This window comes from Methylobacterium sp. (assembly GCF_019750675.1).
In the GTDB taxonomy this organism is placed as follows: domain Bacteria; phylum Pseudomonadota; class Alphaproteobacteria; order Rhizobiales; family Beijerinckiaceae; genus Methylobacterium.
In genome coordinates, this window is record NZ_JAIEOF010000187.1 from 1 (window position 1) to 15141 (window position 15141).

General features: G+C 67.5%; 13 protein-coding genes. 9 read left to right on the forward strand and 4 right to left on the reverse strand.

What is annotated here, in order from left to right:
• Nucleotides 1-312 precede the first annotated feature (312 nt).
• Nucleotides 313-1185 carry an IclR family transcriptional regulator gene (locus K2X24_RS10170; protein WP_292497473.1) on the forward strand — a complete coding sequence of 291 codons (873 nt, stop codon included), beginning with the start codon at nucleotides 313-315 and terminating at the stop codon, nucleotides 1183-1185.
• A gap of 22 nt (nucleotides 1186-1207) precedes the next feature.
• Here the strand turns inward: K2X24_RS10170 and K2X24_RS10175 are convergent, their stop codons facing one another.
• From K2X24_RS10175 to K2X24_RS10190, 4 genes are read right to left on the reverse strand one after another with little or no spacing between them, the layout of a single operon-like run.
• Entirely contained in the window at nucleotides 1208-1957 is a 750-nt protein-coding gene (locus K2X24_RS10175) for an ABC transporter ATP-binding protein (protein WP_292497476.1), read from the reverse strand.
• Nucleotides 1954-3753 carry a branched-chain amino acid ABC transporter ATP-binding protein/permease gene (locus tag K2X24_RS10180; protein WP_292497478.1) on the reverse strand — a complete coding sequence of 600 codons (1800 nt, stop codon included), beginning with the start codon at nucleotides 3751-3753 and terminating at the stop codon, nucleotides 1954-1956. Before K2X24_RS10180 ends, K2X24_RS10175 begins: the two co-directional genes overlap by 4 nt.
• A 4-nt stretch (nucleotides 3754-3757) precedes the next feature.
• On the reverse strand, nucleotides 3758-4687 hold the full coding sequence (locus tag K2X24_RS10185) for a branched-chain amino acid ABC transporter permease (protein ID WP_292497479.1): 930 nt from the start codon (nucleotides 4685-4687) through the stop codon (nucleotides 3758-3760).
• Nucleotides 4688-4713: 26 nt separating this feature from the next.
• Nucleotides 4714-5925, reverse strand: coding sequence for an ABC transporter substrate-binding protein (locus tag K2X24_RS10190; RefSeq protein ID WP_292497481.1), 1212 nt, complete (start codon nucleotides 5923-5925; stop codon nucleotides 4714-4716).
• Nucleotides 5926-6127: 202 nt separating this feature from the next.
• Between K2X24_RS10190 and K2X24_RS10195 the strand changes: the two genes are divergently transcribed.
• The 8 genes from K2X24_RS10195 (at nucleotide 6128) to maiA (ending at nucleotide 14951) form a co-directional block, all read left to right on the forward strand.
• Complete coding sequence (locus tag K2X24_RS10195; RefSeq protein WP_292497484.1) at nucleotides 6128-6928, forward strand: glucose 1-dehydrogenase; 801 nt, start codon at nucleotides 6128-6130, stop codon at nucleotides 6926-6928.
• Nucleotides 6929-6938: 10 nt separating this feature from the next.
• Complete coding sequence (locus K2X24_RS10200) at nucleotides 6939-7625, forward strand: EthD domain-containing protein (RefSeq protein WP_292497485.1); 687 nt, start codon at nucleotides 6939-6941, stop codon at nucleotides 7623-7625.
• A complete protein-coding gene (locus K2X24_RS10205; protein ID WP_292497487.1) occupies nucleotides 7618-8817 on the forward strand; it encodes an NADH:flavin oxidoreductase/NADH oxidase in 1200 nt (399 codons plus the stop codon). Before K2X24_RS10200 ends, K2X24_RS10205 begins: the two co-directional genes overlap by 8 nt.
• 7 nt (nucleotides 8818-8824) lie before the next feature.
• On the forward strand, nucleotides 8825-10570 hold the full coding sequence (locus K2X24_RS10210; protein WP_292497488.1) for an FAD-dependent oxidoreductase: 1746 nt from the start codon (nucleotides 8825-8827) through the stop codon (nucleotides 10568-10570).
• An 18-nt stretch (nucleotides 10571-10588) separates the two neighbouring features.
• The gene (locus K2X24_RS10215) at nucleotides 10589-11542 is read left to right on the forward strand and encodes an MBL fold metallo-hydrolase (protein ID WP_292497490.1); all 954 of its coding nucleotides are present in this window, start codon (nucleotides 10589-10591) and stop codon (nucleotides 11540-11542) included.
• 99 nt (nucleotides 11543-11641) lie between these two features.
• Nucleotides 11642-12994, forward strand: a complete 1353-nt coding sequence (gene hmgA, locus K2X24_RS10220; RefSeq protein ID WP_292497492.1) for a homogentisate 1,2-dioxygenase — start codon at nucleotides 11642-11644, stop codon at nucleotides 12992-12994.
• Between the two features lie 8 nt (nucleotides 12995-13002).
• A complete protein-coding gene (gene fahA, locus K2X24_RS10225; RefSeq protein WP_292497495.1) occupies nucleotides 13003-14319 on the forward strand; it encodes a fumarylacetoacetase in 1317 nt (438 codons plus the stop codon).
• The gene (gene maiA, locus K2X24_RS10230; RefSeq protein WP_292497498.1) at nucleotides 14316-14951 is read left to right on the forward strand and encodes a maleylacetoacetate isomerase; all 636 of its coding nucleotides are present in this window, start codon (nucleotides 14316-14318) and stop codon (nucleotides 14949-14951) included. The genes fahA and maiA overlap by 4 nt, the downstream gene beginning before the upstream one ends.
• Nucleotides 14952-15141 lie beyond the last annotated feature (190 nt).

The window sequence follows — 15141 nt, forward strand, 5'->3', positions numbered from 1 at the left end:
TACGTTCTCTAACAAACCGGCGAGCCCGCAGCGTCCAAGCGCTTAACGTTCTCACACAGCCTCAGGCGCGAAGCTGATATTGGGAATGTCAGCATAAGATCGTCGCTGGTCGCGGGCCGCATGGCCCCGCCGATCATCACATGCGGGCCTGCGCGATCGGCGGGTGGGACGGTCCCGCCCAACCAGCCAGAGCGCCATTCGGGTGCAGCCGAGCAACATGTTCGTTCATTGCAGAGTTATTCGGACGAAGCTAATCCTTCTGCATGCTTCCGCCGTAGAGGTGGAGGACGAGGGCAGGATGGACTGAGGCCGATGCCGAACAGCAAGTCAGCCACCACGGTCGAGAGCCGCGGTGTGCAGTCCGTGGAGGCCGGGGCGCGGATCCTGAGCGCCATGGTGGAAATCGGTTCGCCAGCTATGCTGCGGGACATCGCGGCGCGCGCAGCGACCACCTCAGCCCAGGCCCATGCCTATCTCGTCAGCTTCCGGAAGACCGGCTTCGTGGAGCAGGACGCCGCCACCGGCCGCTACCTGCTCGGGCCCTTCGCGCTCCAGCTCGGCCTCTCCCGCATGCGGCAGGTCGATACGCTCCGCCTTGCCGGACAGACGGCTGCGGACCTTGCCGCCGAGTTTGGGCTGATGGTGACCCTGTCTGTCTGGGGCACCCATGGTCCGACCATCGTCCAGGTGCAGGATTCCGAAGCGCCGATCCACGTGAACCTGAGGGCGGGCGGCGTCTACACCCTGTCAGGGACCGCCACAGGGCGTCTCTTCGCCGCCTTCCTGCCGGAGCGAGTGGTCAAGCCGCTGCTCTCCGACGAACTGCGGCCTGGCGGCCAGCAGCGCGCCATTGGCGTGCCGACCTCGAAGGAGGCGCTCGCAACCTCCACCGCGCGCATCCGCATCGACGGCTGTTCCACGACCGCCGGCAGCCCGGTGCCGGGGGTGAATGCGATCGCGGTGCCGATCTTCGATCATACCGGCCACATGCAATGCGCCCTGACGCTGATCGGCCCTGAGCGCGAGGTGTCGATCGATCCCGCAGGCCCCATGGCGCAGCGCGCCATCGAGGTCGGCCGGGACCTGTCGGCCCGGCTTGGCTATGTGGAGCAGCGCGCGAGCGAGAGCATGCCGGAGGAAACTGCGACCCGCCCATCGCGCCGGGCGGCGCGGGCCGCGGGATAAAGGCTACTGGCTATCGGCGCGGTCAGTGACCCGCGCCGAGATAGGCGGCGCGGACCTTCGGGTCGCGAAGCAGTTCCTGGCCGGTGCCGGTCATCGTCACGCGGCCATTCTCCAGCACATAGGCCGTGTCAGCCACGGCAAGGGCGAGATTGGCCATCTGCTCGACCAGCAGAATGGTCATGCCGCTGTCGCGCAGTCTGACGATCGCCTTGAAGATGTCCTTGATGATGAGCGGCGCGAGCCCGAGCGAGGGTTCGTCCAGGAGCAGGAGCCGCGGCGCGGCCATCAGGGCGCGGCCGATCGCCAGCATCTGCTGCTCGCCGCCGGACAGGGTCACCGACGGCTGGTTGCGGCGCTCCTTCAGCCGCGGAAAGATCGCGAACTGCTCCTCGACCGCCGCGTCCAGATCCTTTTGCGACAGGTTCCGCCAATAGGCGCCGAGCTCCAGATTGTCGGCGACGGTCTGGTCGGGGAAGACCTGCCGGCCCTCCGGCGACAGGGCAATGCCGCAGCCGACGCGCTTGTGGGCGGCAAGAGTCGAGATATCGGCGCCATCCAGACGGATGCTGCCGCCCGACAGCGGAAGCAGTCCGCAGATGGCCTTGAGCAGCGTGGTCTTGCCGGCGCCGTTGGCGCCGACGATGGCGACGACGCTGCCGGCGGGGACTGCAATCGAGACGTCACGCACGGCGACGATGGGCCCATAGGCGAGGCTGACGCCCTGGACCTCGAGAAGAGGCGCAGGCGCGGAGGATGCGGAGGGGCTCGTCATGCCGTGGCCTCGATGGGGCGGGCGAGAGCCGCCTCGTCTTCGTCATCGGTTCCAAGATAGGCTGCCGCGACGCGCGGATTGCGCTGGATCTCGGCCGGATTGCCCTCGGCGATCTTCTCGCCATAGTCGAGGACGACGATGTGGTCGGAGATCCGCATGACCAGATCCATGTGATGCTCGACCAGCAGGATGGTGATGCCGGCGTCGCGGACCTTCAGCAGGAGCTCGCCGAGTTCTTCGGTCTCCTGCGGGTTGAGGCCGGCCGCAGGCTCGTCGAGCAGCAGGAGGTGGGGTTCGGTCGCGAGCGCCCGCGCCAGCTCGACCCGGCGCTGCAGGCCGTAGGCGAGGCTCCCGGCCTTGGCATCCGCGACATGTTCGAGGCCGAGAAAGGCGAGGATCTCGTCGGCTGTCCGGCGTGCCGCCATCTCCTGACGGCGGCCAAGGCCGAGCAGGGACTGGAGGAAGCCGTTGGTCATGCGGGCATGGCGGCCGAGCATGACATTGTCGCGCACGGTGAGATCGCGGAACAGCCGGAGGTTCTGGAAGGTGCGGCCCACCCCGCCGACGCAGATCGCATGGACCGGCGAGCGCGTCATGTCGCGGCCCTGGAAGGTGATCGTCCCCGCATCGGGCCGGACGATACCGGTCAGCATGTTGATGAGCGTCGTCTTGCCCGCGCCGTTGGGGCCTATCAGCGCATTGATGTGGCCGGGCGTGAGCGACATCGCGATGTCGCGGGCGGGCTTCACGCCGCCATAGGACTTCGACACCGCCTCGACCGAAAGGAGCGGAGAGGCCGCGGCCGATCCTGCCGGGCGCGGCAGGCGGCCGAGGACAGCTGAAGTTTCTGCCGTGGTCTTCGCCCCGCGCCCGCCGACCCTCGCGAAGAGGTCCGACAGGAGGCCGGCGACGCCCCGCGGCATGGCATAAAGCGCGAACAGCAGCAGGGCGCCATTGACGAAATGCTCGATCCAGCTCCAGCGGGCGAGGAAACTCGACAGCAGGGTGAGGATCACCGCGCCGAGCAAGGGCCCGGCCAGCGAGCCGCTTCCACCGAACAGGACGATCAGGAGGATGAAGACCGACAGGTGGAAGTTGATGAAGTCGGAATTGATGTACTGGTTCTGTTGGGCGACCAGGGCGCCCGCAAGGCCGCAGGTCACGGCGGCAATGACGAATGCCAGGACCTTGTAGTGCAGGACCTTGACGCCCACGGCCGCGGCCGCGACCTCGTCCGCCTGGATCGACAGGAAAGCCCGCCCGAACCGGCCGACGAGCAGGTTGCGGATGAGAAGGTGGACGAGCAGGGCGAGGCCGATCGCGAGCCAGGCCCAGCCCGCCATGGTCAGGGGCTCGCCGTTGAAGGTCAGCGGCTTGATCGCATAGATGCCCATGGCCCCGCCGAAGAGCTCGGTGGACTCGGTGACGAGGCGCTCGACCACGATACCGAAGGCAAGGGTCACCATCGCCAGGCTCGGGCCCTTCACCCGCAGCGAGGGCGCGGCGATCAGCAGGCCGGAAATGCCGGACACGCCCATGGCGAGGAGCAGCGACAGCCACGGGCCGAAGTCCGCCGCGGTGGTCAGAAGGGCCGCAGCATAGGCGCCGGCAGCGAAGAGGCCAGCCTGGCCCAGCGACTTCTGGCCGGCAAAGCCCAGCAGCACGTTCATGCCGGTGGCGCAGATGAGGTAGATGCAGATCGAGAACAGGATCCGCAGGTAGAAATCGTTGCCGATGGCGGCGACGAGACCCGCGGCGACGGCCGCGATGACGACGGCTGCGATGATGTCCCTCATGGCCTCAGACCTTGTCCAGGGACCGGGCGCCGAAGAGCCCGTTGGGCCGGATCGCCAGCACGGCGATGATGAGGCCGAAGATGACGATCTCGCGCCATTGGGCGTTCCAGAGCGCGACGCCCGATTCCAGCAGTCCCAGCAGGAAGCCGCCGAAGATGCAGCCGCGGGGATTGTCGAGGCCGCCGACGATGGCGCCTGAGAAGGCCTTCAGCGCGATGCCCATGCCGAGGAACAGCGACGCGGAGGTGATGGGGGCGATCAGCAGCCCGCCGATGCCGGCTAGCACGCTGGAGAGCGCATAAGCGCCGATCATCATGGCGGTGACGTTGATGCCCATGAGGGCGGCAACCTGCGGGTTGGCGGCGACAGCCCGCATGGCCTTGCCGATCCGGCTGCGGCGCATGACCTGGTCGAGCCCGATCATCAGGACCAGGGCGACGACGAAGACGAGGATCTCCTGCGGCCGGATGCCCGCTCCCATGATGCGGATGACGTCATCGCCGAGCGGCGAGGGAACGTTGACCGGCGCAGGGCCCCAGATGGCGAGGCCGAGGCTCTGCACGATGATGCCGAAGCCGATCGTGCTCATGACCCAGTTCATGCCGCTCTGGCCGGCAAAGGGCCGGATCGCGGCGAGGAAGATAAGCAGGCCGAGGACGCCGAGGACGACCCCGACCGCGAGGACCGCGATCGGGTAGTTGACGCCGGCCGAGGCCGAGACCGGCAGGGAGGCGAAGTTGGGGGCAATCCCCGACATCTTCGCCAGCAAGTACAGGACCGTCACACCAAGAAAGGCACCCGCCGCGACGAACTCGCCCTGCGCGAAGTTCAGGGTCTTCGTTGTGGTGAACGTGATGCTGAAGCTCAGGGCGATCAGCGCATACACGCCGCCAACCGCGAGCCCGCTCACAACGAGCTGGAGTAGCGTCGACATCGGGGGTCCTCGACGGTGAAGGGCGATCAGCCCTTGAAGTCTTCGGGCTTCAGCGACTTGACGACGGCATCGTCGAAGGCCGCCAGCTTGCCGTTCCGCCAGCAGGTCCAGCGCTGGTCGGCGGCGCCGAGGCCTTCATGGTTGTCGCGGGAGAACGGCTTGTCGTAGGTCTTGGCGTAGCCCTCGAACTTGCCGTTGAGGTCCTCGAGCGCTGCGCGCACGGCGCGGCCGTCGGTCGAGCCCGCCTGGGCGATCGCCATGCCGAGCAGCATGGTCGCGTCATAGGCGTGCACGGCGAAGGAGAAGGCCGAGTCGGCGTCGATCTTCGGACGGATGCGGTCGAAGAACTGCTGCTGGTGGGGAGTGCGGGCCTCCGACACGGTGCGCAGGAAGATCGGTTTCTCGGCAAGGGCCGGGCCGGCGGCGTTGATGAAGCTGAGGTTGTCGGCGGCCCAGCTCGTCAGCACCACGGGGAAATAGTTGATCTTGTCCATGGAGCGCATGACCTGGCCGATCGGGGTGCCCTGCGCCCAGAGCAGGACGGTGTCGACGCCGGCATCCTTCAGCTTGATGAGCTGCGAGGTCATGTCGGTGTCGTTGACGCCGAAGCGCTCGTTGGCGGCGGGGGTGAAGCCCTGAACCTTCGCGACTTCCTGCAGGTCACGCAGGCCGCCCTGGCCGTAGCCGGTGGTCTCGGTGAGGAAGCCGATGGTCTTGGTGGCCGGATTTTTCTTCGCATAGGCCATGACGGCCACGACCTGGAACCGGTCGACACTGCCGATGCGGAACATGTAGTTGTCCGCATTAGCGCTCATCGGCTTGGTGATGTCGGTGGCCGAGCCGATGCAGCCCATGACCGGGATGCGCTTCTGGTTGGGGATCTGCTTCCAGGCGAGCGCATTGCCGGAATTGGTAGGACCGAAGACCGCGGCGACCTTCTCGCCATCGATCAGGTCGCTCATGTTCTGGATGGATTTCGGCGGCTGGGAGAGGTCGTCGCGAATGACCAGCGAGAGCTTGCGGCCGAGGACGCCGCCCTTCTTGTCGAGATCCTCGATGGCCGCCTGGATGCCGACGACGGCCGCGCGGCCGGACTGGGCGGAGGGCGAGGCGGAAAGGTCGCCGTTGAAGCCGAGCTTGATCGGCTCGCCGGACTGCGCTCGCGCGCTGGAGATCACCAGCGGCACGGAGAGGGCGCCGCCCAGGAAACGGCGACGGGTCGACAGCAGGCTGCTCATGATTTCCTCCTCGTTGCGACCTTCAAGGATCGCTGACGTTTCCTCCCGCCCGGACTTTCGGCATCCGCGACGGATTGTTTTCGCCCGGAGCCTTGCATGACGACATTCAAGACGGGGGCACTTCCCTGCTGATTAGCTCATAGCAAAAGGGTACGCAACAACCGAATTTCTTTTCTTCGCGTATTGCGAATGAGATCGCCATATGCGAGGTTTCCGGCTTGCATCGCCCGGGCAAGAGGCGGCAGGAGGAGACATGTTGCTGAAGGGTCAGACGGCGCTCGTGACCGGCGCCGGGCAGGGGAATGGCGCCGCCATCGCGCTCGGCCTTGCCGAGCATGGGGCGCGAATCGTCAGCACCGACATGGATCCCGCACTCGCGGAGCAGACCGCCGCGGCCATTCGCGCCGCGGGCGGTGATGCGAGCGCGCACGCCCTCAACGTCACCGACAAGGCGGCCGCCGCGGCGCTCGCCCGCGAGCTCGACGCGAGAGGTGTGAAGGTCTCCATCGTCGTCAACAATGCGGGCATCTGCCCCCGCCACACCATCGACAGCCCCGACCTCGACCGGTCCTGGCAGGCAGCCATCGACGTCAACCTGACCGGTGCGCTCCATGTCACGACCGCCTTCCTCCCCGCGCTCCGCGCGACGAAGGGGACGGTGGTCAACATCGCGTCCATCGCCTCCTTCGTCTCCACCGCGACCTCGGTGAGCTATCCCGTCTCCAAGGCGGGCCTGAAAGCGCTGACCCAGAGCCTCGCCCATGAACTGGCGCCTGAGGGAATTCGGGTGAACGCCATCGCTCCAGGCACCTTCGCCACCGCCATGACAGAGGCGACCCGCAACAATCCCGAGCGGTCCGCCCGTTTCCTCACGCGCATTCCCATGGGCCGCTATGGCGATCCGAAGGAGCTGGTGGGGCCCGTCGTGTTCCTCGCCTCGTCGATGTCGAGCTACGTTACCGGCACCACCCTCGTCGTCGACGGCGGCTATCTGGCGCTGTGAGGACGAGGCGATGATCGTCCGAATGGGGTTGCTGCGCCGCAGGCCGGACATTTCCCGCGACGCGTTCCGCAGGCACTGGCGCGAGGTTCATGGCCCGCTGGCGAAGCGGATGCCCGGCCTTGCCGCCTATCACCAGAACCATATCGTCGACGACCGGCAGCTCGGCGTCGACCATGCCCGCGGCTCCTGGGACATCGACGGCATTTCCGAGCTCTGGTTCGACAGCGCCAAGGCCATGGAGGCGGCCATCGCCTCCGATGCCTACCAGCCCGTGCGGGAAGATTCGCCGGCCTTCCTCGCCGAGACGCGGGTTGTCACGGTCGAACAGCGCACCGTGAAGCCGTTCGACGGCCGGCCCGGGGCGATCAAGCGCATGTCGATCCTCAAGCGGAAGCCCGGGATCACGCCGGAGGCGTTTCGCCACGAGTGGTTCGACGTCCATGGCGACCTCGTGAAGGCTTTCCCCACACTGCTCGGCTACCGGCAGAATCTGATCCTGACCCGCCAGGCCGATCCGGATGCGGGGGGCAGCTACGAGACCGTGCCGGCGGACGGGATCGTCGAGATGTGGTTCGCCGACGAGGCGGCGCTGAGGGCCTCGTTCGCCGATGCGGCCGCGGTCCGCTCCCAGGCCCACGCCCACAGTTTCATCGCCGAGATCACGCCCTTTCTGGTCGAGGTCCACGCCCTTGTCTGAAGCGGCCAAACCATCGGGGGGCGTCGGTGCGCGGCTGTTCCAGCCGCTGCGCATCCGTGGCCTCGACCTCGCAAATCGCATCGTCATCTCGCCCATGTGCCAGCATGCGGCCGATGACGGGCGCGCCACCGACTGGCTGCTGGTGCACCTGGGAAAATTCGTCCTCGGCGGCGCGGGCCTTGTGCTCACCGAGAGTACGGCCGTCTCGCCCGAGGGACGGATCGGCCTCAAGGATCTCGGCCTGTGGCGCGACGACCAGATCGCTCCCCTCGCCCGGGTCGTCGATTTCGTTCACGCGCAGGGCGGCAGGATCGGTGTCCAGCTCGCCCATGCCGGGCGCAAGGCGGGCAGCGAGGCCCTGTGGGAGGGCGGCCGCGCCTTCTCCGCCGAGCAGCTTGCGGCGCTCCGGTGGCCGCGCCTCGGGCCGAGCGCGATCTCTCCCGGACCCGGCTGGACGGTGCCGCAGGAGCTGGACGCCGCCGGCATCGCCCGCGTGCTCCAGGGCTTCGGCGACGCGGCCCGCCGCGCCGATGCAGCCGGCGTCGACTGCGTCGAGCTGCATTTCGGGCACGGCTACCTCGCCGCGAGCTTCCTGTCGCCGATCTCCAACCACCGCAACGATGCCTATGGCGGATCGCTCGCCAACCGCATGCGCTTGCCGCTCGACATCGCCCGGACGGTGCGCGAGGCGCTGCCGGCCAACAAGCCACTGTTCTGCCGGATCTCGGCGGTCGATGGCGCGGAGGGCGGCTGGGGTATGGACGATTCCGTCGTCTTTGCGCGCGAACTTGCAGCGGTCGGCGTCGATGTGATCGACGTCTCCTCCGGCGGCCTGTCGGAAGAGACACGCGCCCTGCCCGTGCCGCGCGGGCTGGGCTTCCAGGTGGGCTTCGCGGAAACGATCCGGCGCGAGACCGGGCTCCTCACGCAGGCGGTGGGCATGATTGTCGACGGCCCGCAGGCCGAGGACATCCTGGCCCGCGGCCAGGCGGACCTCATCGCCATCGGGCGCGCGGCTCTCGAGGATCCCTACTGGCCAAGGCGAGCCTGGGAACAACTTCACGGAACTTCGGACTTTGCGACCTGGCCCGTCCGGCACGGCATCTGGCTCGCCAAGCGAGAGCAAGGGTTGGGATCGCTGCTCGAAGCGCGCCGACGCGAGTTGCGGACGCGCTCCGACAGCGGCCACTAGCAGGACAATGACCATGACCAAACATGTCGCATGCGACGTTCTCGTCGTCGGCTCCGGCGCCGGCGGTCTGGCAGCCGCCGTGACGGCGGCGTTCAAGGGCCTCAAGGTCGTGGTGGCCGAGAAGGCGCCCTGGGTCGGCGGCACGACTGCCCTGTCGGGCGGATTCATGTGGGTACCCAACAACCCGATCTCGCGGGCCGACGGCATCGTCGACAGCGCGGCCGAGGCGCGGACCTACCTGCAGCACGAGGCCGGCAACCACTTCAATCCGGAGACCGTCGACGCCTTCCTGGCGCATGGTCCGGAGGCGATCGACTTCTTCGAGAGCAAGACGAGCGTCAAGTTCGAACCGGCCTCCGCCTTCTCGGACTATCACCCGACCGCTCCCGGCGGTCGGTCGGGAGGCCGCTCGATCAAGGCCGTGCCGATGCGGGGCGAACTGCTCGGCAAGGAGCTGAAGCGGCTGCGCCCTCCCCTGCCGGAGCTGACCTTCGTCGGGCTGATGATCGGCTCGGGTCCGGAGCTCAAGCACTTCTTCAATGTCACCCGTTCGCTCAAATCCGCGGCCTATGTGGGCGGGCGCCTCGCCTCCCATGCGAAGGACCTGCTGCTCCATCGCCGCGGCATGTTTCTCACCAATGGCAATGCGCTCGCGGCGCGCCTCTTCCGGAGCGCCATCGATCTCGGCGTCGATCTCTGGACGGATGCTCCCGTGGTCGAGCTCATCCGCGAGGACGGCGCCGTCCGCGGCGCCCGCGTCCGGACGAAGGACGGCGTGGTCGAGGTCGCGACCTCCCGGGGCGTGGTGCTGGCGGCTGGCGGCTTCCCGCAGGACAAGGAGCGCCGGCGCTCGTTCTTCCCGCATGACGCCAATGGCGACGGCCACTATTCGCCCGCACCGGTGACCAATACGGGCGACGGCCTGAGGCTCGGCGAGACCATCGGCGCGGCCATCGAGGACAAGTTCCCCAATGCCGCGGCCTGGGTGCCCGTGTCCCGCGTGCCGCGGCGCGACGGCTCCTTCGGAGTCTTCCCGCACTTCATCGACCGCGCCAAGCCCGGCCTCGTCGCCGTCCTGCCGAACGGCAAGCGCTTCGTGAACGAGGCCAATTCCTACCACGACTTCTGCCAGGCGCTGTTTGCGGCCTCCGAGGGCGGCCGCGCGCCGAAGGCCTATCTCGTCGTCGATGCCCCCTTCCTCAAGCGCTTCGGCCTCGGCTTCGTGAAGCCCTTCCCGGTGCCCGTCGGTCCCAACCTGCGCTCGGGCTACCTCAAGGCGGGCAAGACCATCGAGGAACTGGCGAAGAACGCCGGCATCGATCCCACGGGTCTCAGGCAGACCATCGACGCCTGGAACAGGGACATGGAAACCGGTGAGGACCGCGCCTTCGGCAAGGGCTCGACCGCCTATAACCGCTTCAACGGCGATCCCGACTTCCAGCCGAACCCCTGCCTCGCACCGATCGCTCAGGGGCCGTTTTATGCGGTCGAGGTGGTGGTCGGGGATCTCGGCACCTTCGCGGGCCTCAAGACCGATGGCCATGCACGGGTCCTCGCCGACGACGGCACGCCGATTCCAGGTCTCTATGCCTCGGGCAACGATATGGCCAGCATCATGGGCGGCAATTATCCCGGCGGCGGCATCACTCTCGGCCCTGCCCTCACCTTCGGCTACATCGCAGGCACGCATCTGGCGACCTTGGCCGCGCAGTCCGGCTCACCCCAATCCACCGCGCGTTCCGACGCCGCGTGACTTCTACGGAGACCGTCCATGAGCAAGCCGAGCTTTGCGTCCACCAATGACAGCCAGGACAAGGTCATCTCGTTCACCGAGATCGGCCGAGACCTCTATGCCTTCACCGCCGAAGGCGATCCGAACACCGGTGTCATCATCGGACCGGACAGCGTCATGGTCATCGACGCCCAGGCGACGCCTGTGATGGCGAGGACGGTGGTGGAGAAGATCCGCACCGTCACCGACAAGCCGATCAAGCACGTGCTCCTCTCGCATTATCACGCGGTGCGCGTGCTGGGCGCGACGGGCTTCGAGGCCTCCGAGATCATTGCCTCGCGCGCCACGCGCGACATGATCGTCGAGCGCGGCCAGGAGGACTGGGACAGCGAGCTCGGCCGCTTCCCGCGGCTGTTCCGGGCGGCCGAATCCGTGCCCGGCCTGACCTGGCCGACCGTCACCTTCGAGAAAGAGATGTCGGTCTGGCTCGGCAACCGCGAGGTGCGCATCCAGCATATCGGCCGTGGCCACACGGCCGGCGACACCATCGCCTACGTGCCGGACGCCGATGTCGTCTTCTCCGGCGATCTCGTCGAGTACCACTCGGCCTGCTATTGCGGCGACGCCCATTTCGAGGACTGGCCGGAGACGCTCGACCGCATCGCAGCCCTCAATGCGTCGGCCATCGTTCCCGGCCGCGGCGACGCCGTGATGGGCGAGAACGTATCGGACGCGATCAACCTGACCCGCGATTTCCTCTCCACCCTCTACGGGTCGGTGAAGGCGAGCGCCGCACGGGGCGAGAGCCTGAAGCAGGCCTTCGATGCGGCCCGCAAGGTCATGGACCCGAAGTTCAAGGACTTCGCCATCTACGAGCACTGCCTGCCGTTCAACATCGCCCGCGCCTATGACGAGGCGCGCGGCATCAAGCATCCGCGCATCTGGACCGCCCAGCGCGATCTCGACATGTGGGCCGCGCTGCAGGGCACCTGAGCCCAGTATCGCCAGCAGCCCTGACGAGAAATCACTGGTGCCCACCACCTTCCGTGTGCAAGATAGTTTCATCTGTAACTATCACCGAGGAGCAGGATCATGACCGTCCAGAACCCTCTCTCCACCACCGCCCCACCTGTCAGCAGCGCGATCCAGGCAGGCTACATGTCGGGCTTCGGCAACGGCTTCGAGACCGAGGCGCTGCCGGGCGCCCTGCCGCTCGGCCGCAACTCGCCCCAGCGCTGCGCCTACGGGCTCTACGCGGAACAGCTCTCCGGCTCGCCCTTTACCGCACCGCGCACGACCAACGAGCGTTCGTGGCTCTACCGCATCCGCCCGACGGCCGCGCATTGGGGCCAGTTCCGCAAGGCTGACGCCGGCCTCTGGCGCACGGCGCCGGCGCGCGAGGTGGACATGCCGCTCGCCCCCCTGCGCTGGGATCCGATCGAGATTCCCGCCCGGCCGCTCTCCTTCGTCGAGGGCATCCACTCGATCACGACCGCGGGCGATGCGGGAAGCCAGGCCGGCATGGGCGCCCATGTCTATCTGGTCACCCGCTCGATGCAGGACGAGTATTTCTACAATGCCGACGGCGAGATGCTGTTCGTGCCGCAGCAGGGCGACCTGCGGCTATGGACCGAGTTCGGAATCATCGACATCGAACCGGGCGAGATCGCCGTCATTCCGCGCGGGGTGAAGATCCGCGTCGAGCTCAGCAACGGCCCGGCACGCGGCTACATTTGCGAGAACTATGGCGGCGCCTTCACGTTGCCGGAGCGCGGCCCGATCGGCGCCAATTGCATGGCCAATCCGCGCGATTTCCTCACCCCCGTCGCGGCCTACGAGGACTGCGAGGCGCCCTCCAAGCTCTTCGTGAAATGGGGCGGCGTCCTCTGGCAGACGGAGATCGACCGCTCGCCGCTCGATGTCGTCGCCTGGCACGGCAATTACGCGCCCTACAAGTACGACTTGCGGAAGTATTCTCCCGTCGGCCCGGTCCTCTATGATCACGCCGATCCGTCGATCTTCACCGTGCTGACCTCTCCCTCGGAGACGCCTGGCACGGCGAACATCGATTTCGTCATCTTCTCCGACCGCTGGCTTGTGGCCGAGAACACCTTCCGCCCGCCCTGGTACCACATGAACGTCATGAGCGAGTTCATGGGACTGGTCTACGGCGTCTATGATGCCAAGACCGGCGGTGGCTTCGTGCCCGGCGGCATGTCGCTGCACAACACCATGCTGCCCCACGGCCCCGACATGGACGCCTTCGAGAAGGCGAGCCACGCCGAGCTGAAGCCGCACAAGCTCGAGGGCACGCTTGCCTTCATGTTCGAGACGCGGTTCCCGCAGCAGGTGACGGCCTTCGCGGCAGAAACGCCGGCGCTGCAGCGCGACTACGCCCTCTATGGGCGCAAGCTTGCCCGGCACTTCGATCCCACCAAGCCGTGAGACCTGACGTGATCGACGAGACGCATGACCCCGGCTTGCAGAGCTGGGTGACCTCCGCCAACGGACACCCGGACTTCCCGATCCAGAACTTGCCCTTCGGCCTGTTCAGTGTGGAGGGAGGCGAGCCGAGGGGCGGCGTCGCCATCGGCGACATGATCGTCGATCTCGCAGCGCTCCAGGGGACGGGTCTGCTCACCGGCGCCGCCGACGGGGCGGCAAAGGCTGCTGCCTCGGGGCCCCTGAACGGGTTTCTCGGCCTGGGCCGCGAAGCCCGCGTCGCGCTTCGCAGGCAGTTGTCCGCACTGCTGACGGTGGCAAGCCAGGCGAGACCGCAGGTGGAAGCCTGCCTGGTCTCGGCGGCACGCTGCGCCCTGCATCTGCCGGCGCGGATCGGCGACTACACGGACTTCTATGTCGGCATCCACCACGCGATGAATGTCGGCCGGCAGTTCCGCCCCGACAATCCGCTGCTGCCGAACTACAAGCACGTGCCGATCGGCTATCACGGCCGAGCCTCATCGGTTCGTCCATCCGGCATCCCGGTGCGCCGGCCGAACGGTCAGACCAAGCCGCCCGAGGCGACCGAACCCAGCTTCGGGCCAAGTCGCCGCCTCGACTATGAGCTGGAGCTTGGCATCTGGATCGGCCCCGGCAATCCCGACGGGCGCCCGATCTCCATTGATGAGGCGAGCGCGCATATCGCCGGCTATTGCCTGCTGAACGACTGGTCGGCGCGCGACATCCAGGGCTGGGAATACCAGCCGCTCGGTCCCTTCCTCGCCAAGAACTTCGCCACCACGGTCTCCGCCTGGATCGTGACCCCGGAGGCCCTCGCGCCCTTCCGGTCGGCGCAGCCCGCGCGGCCGGAGGGCGATCCGCAGCCCCTGCCCTATCTCCATGGCGGCGACGACCAGGCGAACGGCGCCCTCGACATCGAACTGGAGGTGCTATTGCTCTCCGAGGAGATGCGCGCCCGGGGCCTGCCCGCGCAGCGCATCGGCCTCTCCAGCACGCGGCACATGTACTGGACGCCGGCCCAGCTCGTGACGCACCACACGTGCAACGGCTGTGACCTCGGCCCGGGCGACCTGCTGGGCACTGGCACGATCTCCGGCCCGACGGCCGACAGCTGCGGAAGCATTCTGGAAGTTACCCAGGGCGGCAAGACGCCGGTGCGGCTCGGCTCCGGCGAGGAACGCCGCTTCCTCGAGGATGGCGACGAGGTCATCCTGCGCGCCCGCGGCGTGCGGGAAGGCTGCGCGCCGATCGGATTCGGCGAGTGCAGGGCCATCGTGCTGCCCGCCCTGTCGGAGGCCACGGCATGAAGCTCTACGGCTACTGGCGGTCGACATCCTCGTACCGGGTGCGCATCGCCCTCGCGCTCAAGGGCCTGACGGCCGACGCGGTCCCGGTCCATCTGGTGCGCGGCGGCGGCGAGCATCATCAGCCGTCCTATCGCGCCATCAACCCGCAGGGTCGTGTCCCGGCGCTCGAACTCGACGACGCCACGGTGCTGATTCAGTCGCCGGCCATCCTCGAGTATCTTGAGGAGACCCATCCGGCGCCGGCTCTCCTGCCGCAGGATCCGGTGGAGCGCGCCCGTGTACGGGCGGTCGCCGCCATCATCGGCTGTGACATCCATCCGCTTCACAACAGTGGCCCCCTGGGCTTCCTGCGCAAGAGCTTCGGCCATTCGGAGGCCGAGGTGGCGGAGTGGATCGGCACCTGGGTCGGCCAGGGCCTTGCGGCCGTCGAGCAACTGATCGGCGATGACGGCTATTGCTTTGGCCGGGAGCCGGGCCTCGCGGATGTCTACTTGATCCCGCAGCTATACGCGGCCCGCCGCTTCTCGGTCCCGCTCGACGCCTATCCGCGGATCCGCCGGGTCGAGGCGCTGGCGCTTGACCACCCTGCCTTCAAGGCCGCCCACCCGTCCGCGCAGGTGGATGCCGAGTAGCCAGGCGCTCTTGCGATGTGAACGTCAGCAAGAGGAACGTTATGCCAGCACCGACAGCAAAAGGTCGCACGATGTCAGGTTGCGGTGGCCTCACGAATGTCCGGTGAGAGGCGGAGGCTGTGTGGAAACCCGCGCTGTGATATCCTTTGACAGCTGGTTCGGAGGTGCCGGATGGGACGTTTTGTCGAGG

Bases quoted from the DNA above. Each gene is read 5' to 3' on its own strand.
- K2X24_RS10170 (WP_292497473.1), top strand. From the start codon at position 313: ATGCCGAACAGCAAGTCAGCCACCACGGTCGAGAGCCGCGGTGTGCAG.
- K2X24_RS10175 (WP_292497476.1), bottom strand. From the start codon at position 1,957: ATGACGAGCCCCTCCGCATCCTCCGCGCCTGCGCCTCTTCTCGAGGTC.
- K2X24_RS10180 (WP_292497478.1), bottom strand. From the start codon at position 3,753: ATGAGGGACATCATCGCAGCCGTCGTCATCGCGGCCGTCGCCGCGGGT.
- K2X24_RS10185 (WP_292497479.1), bottom strand. From the start codon at position 4,687: ATGTCGACGCTACTCCAGCTCGTTGTGAGCGGGCTCGCGGTTGGCGGC.
- K2X24_RS10190 (WP_292497481.1), bottom strand. From the start codon at position 5,925: ATGAGCAGCCTGCTGTCGACCCGTCGCCGTTTCCTGGGCGGCGCCCTC.
- K2X24_RS10195 (WP_292497484.1), top strand. From the start codon at position 6,128: ATGCGAGGTTTCCGGCTTGCATCGCCCGGGCAAGAGGCGGCAGGAGGA.
- K2X24_RS10200 (WP_292497485.1), top strand. From the start codon at position 6,939: ATGATCGTCCGAATGGGGTTGCTGCGCCGCAGGCCGGACATTTCCCGC.
- K2X24_RS10210 (WP_292497488.1), top strand. From the start codon at position 8,825: ATGACCATGACCAAACATGTCGCATGCGACGTTCTCGTCGTCGGCTCC.
- K2X24_RS10215 (WP_292497490.1), top strand. From the start codon at position 10,589: ATGAGCAAGCCGAGCTTTGCGTCCACCAATGACAGCCAGGACAAGGTC.
- hmgA (WP_292497492.1), top strand. From the start codon at position 11,642: ATGACCGTCCAGAACCCTCTCTCCACCACCGCCCCACCTGTCAGCAGC.
- maiA (WP_292497498.1), top strand. From the start codon at position 14,316: ATGAAGCTCTACGGCTACTGGCGGTCGACATCCTCGTACCGGGTGCGC.